The following is a 3,293-nucleotide window of genomic DNA, read 5'->3' on the forward strand; positions in this document are numbered from 1 at the left end:
ACACAGTGGTTTTACCCACTACAGAAATTATAGAGCCAAAAAGGATTATCGAAAGGTAATCCTTTTTTTGTGACAAATCTGAGCATATATCTTGACTTTTTATAAATTATTCAAATCATTTTCACTTTAGACTTAAGGATTTAAGGAAGACCTGTCTCTAATTAGGATTAATGTTAAAAAATAGTCAATAATAGCCTAACAGATGTAAAGAATTCGCCTAAAACAATTGATTGTAATTGTGTGACAATTTATCAAAAATGGAATTGTTGGATAATTTTAAACCGAACGATAGTCAGCTTAAAAATGAGAACAATAGAAACAAGTAGCATAAAATAGGGGTTTTCAACCGTTTGCACATAAAAATAAGGGTAATTATTTACATTAATCAGAAAATTCAGAATTGCGAAAACCTTACATTTTTTTGAAGAAAATGAGATAAAAAAGAACAATTTTTAGTCAACTTGTGTTATATTATAAAATGTAATTTCCAGATTAGGAAATAACTCATATTTTTTAGGAGGTAAATATGTTTTTTAGACGTAACGAAGGTGAATTCCGCGAAACTGATCGCGTGACTCGCTTCAAACTTATCAAATCGGGTAAAAACTGGCTTCGTGCTGCGACATCTAACTTTGGACTTTTCAAAGTTGTTAAAGGTGGCGCAGATGCTCCGTCAGTATCAGTTCAAAATGTAGAAGAAAAATCTTCTCTTCTTTCAGGTACAGCTCTTCTTAAAGGGATTGCAGCAGCAGGTGCTGTGGCAGGTGGAGCAGTAGCAACTTACACTGCTCAAGCCGAAGAAACAAGTGCTCCAGCTTTGGAAAGCCAAGCAACTACAAATCATGATATCATTGCTAACTCTGATTCAGTTGCCTTGAGCGCTGCTCCAGTATCTGAAACAGTAGCTTCAGAAGCTCCAGCATCAGCTAGTCAAGAGTCTACAAGCTCTTCAGTTGACGCTCAAGCAAGCACAGACGCTTCAGTTTCAGTATCACAATCTGTATCAGCAGAATTGTCACAAGCTATCTCAGAATCTGTATCACTTAGCAAAGTGAACTCAACATCTGAAAGCCAATCACACACTGAAAGCAACAGTGGTTCAAACTCAGAATCATCTTCAGCTTCAGAATCAGCAACTTCAACAGCTGCAACTGCATCAGAAACAGCGACTCAAGAAAATGAAAAAACTATCTTGGATCAAAACGTTTCAGAAGCAGAATTGCTTGTAGGTATCGCTAAAGATTACCAAGCTAAGTTGACTGATACAGCTGCTAAAGCTGAAATCCAAACTGCTATCGCAACAGTTCAAGAAGAAGTTGCTAAATCAACAACATTGCTTGCTGCATCAGCAACAAACGCTGCTTACGCAGAACAACGTGAGCGCCTTGGTAACGCTGTTGACAACATGATGACTAAGATCACTGACAACGGCTTCACAGGTAACTCAGTAGTTAACGGTGTTGCAGCAGTTACTGCACAGTTGGCACCAATCTCAACAAGCACTACTGGTAGTGTAGATACTAACCCAGTTATTTCAAATGCTAATGGTGCAACGATTGAAGATGCAGCCTTCAATGAAGCTGGTTATGCTTTGGATCCAAACGCTGATCGTTTCACTTTCGGTGTATGGCAATTCCTTAAAACAAACCACGCTACTGGTGCTAAAACAAACTTTGATTACTACGCTACACTTTCAGTAGACCGTTCAGCAATCACAGGTAGCCTTTCAGCTAACCCAGATGTTTACTTGCGTATCGTTAAGAAGTCTGATGGTTCAGAAGTTTACACTCGTACAATCAAAGCGGGAGAAAGCAATATCTCACTTCCAAGCTACATCACAAACAATAACTCTGATGTAACTAACACTTTGACATACGCAGCTGCTAACGGAACTAATCCAGGTAACGTTACCTTCTCATTGGTAAATGCTAACCTTGAGTATGAAACACTTCAAATCCGTGATACTAACTACCCAGGTAACCAAGGTGAAGACAAACAAAACGTTCAAACTTCTGTTCCTTATGCTAAAGCTGATCAAACAACTTACTATAAAGTCGTTGACAGTAGCAAGTACACAGAAGGTCAAACATACAAACCAACTGGAAATGAAACAGTTCTTGCAAGCTATACTCAAACAGGTCTTGCAGGGCAACAATTCACAGCCTCAGGAAATCGTGATGTTGCTGGTTACAAACCTGTAGCTGCCACAACAGATACAACTCAAAAAACATCAGGTATTCTCGGTAAGGGTGTTGTTGGACAAAAACTTGTCGAACTTCAAGGTGGAGCAAACCACTACTACGTGAAACGTATTTCTGAAATCGTTGATACTGATGGCTCAACTGTAACGAAATTCTACGCCCTTGATCCATCTCAAGTGAACAATTTTGCTACATCAGATATTGGTACTGAAGATGTATCTAAGTACACACTCATCTACACAAGTAAAGTTAATAAGGCTGGTGAAGAGTGGAAGGCTGATGAGACTAAAGTTACAAAAGTAAACAGTAAAAATGGTGACTACTATCTTGAAGTCAACGAAACTGCTGGAAGCAAATCACTCATTATCACTGGTTGGTCGTCTCCTACTGAGACAGATACTTATAAACAAATGGATGGAACTCTACACACTTATCCACGTCCATTCAAAGGTGCTCCAAGCACATCATTGACACCTGCGGGTGCCGGTAACAACAGTTACAACGTTATTGCTGGTAAAGTTCCAGAGATTCAAGCAGAAGGATCTGTAGCAAATGATCCTACAGCTCCAAACGGAAAAGTATACTCTAATTTGAAGGGTTATACTTCATTCTCAAATAACTACTCAATTACATCAGCGGTTAAACCTTCAACTGATGTGAACTATTACTTCGTTAAGATGAATGATTCTGAATCTGCTTCTCAATCGCAATCATTCTCAAACTCTGCATCAAACTCGCAATCCGAGTCAGAAGTAGTGTCTAAATCACAATCTTCATCAGAATCAGAAGTAGCGTCTAAGTCACAATCTGTATCAGAATCAGAAGTGGTTTCTAAATCACAATCAGTGTCACAATCAGAATCAGAAGTAACATCTAAGTCACAATCTTCATCAGAATCAGAAGCAGTGTCTAAGTCACAATCTCTATCACAATCAGAATCAGAAGTGGTGTCTAAGTCACAATCTGTATCACAATCAGAATCAGAAGTAGTGTCTAAGTCACAATCTGTATCACAATCAGAATCAGCAAGTGCGTCTAAGTCAGCATCTGCATCAGAATCAGCAAGCACATCAGAGTCAGCGTCTGCGTCAG

Annotated in this window: 1 protein-coding gene; it reads left to right on the forward strand. The window is 38.8% G+C overall.

What is annotated here, in order from left to right; translation table 11 throughout:
- Positions 1-526: 526 nt before the first annotated feature.
- Positions 527-3,293, forward strand: a 2,767-nt coding sequence (locus HMPREF1519_RS00010) for an accessory Sec-dependent serine-rich glycoprotein adhesin (RefSeq protein ID WP_037610388.1), incomplete at its 3' end; no start/stop codon positions are given.

Origin of the sequence: Streptococcus sp. SR4, from assembly GCF_000517725.1 — a bacterium.
Lineage (GTDB): Bacteria > Bacillota > Bacilli > Lactobacillales > Streptococcaceae > Streptococcus > Streptococcus salivarius_F.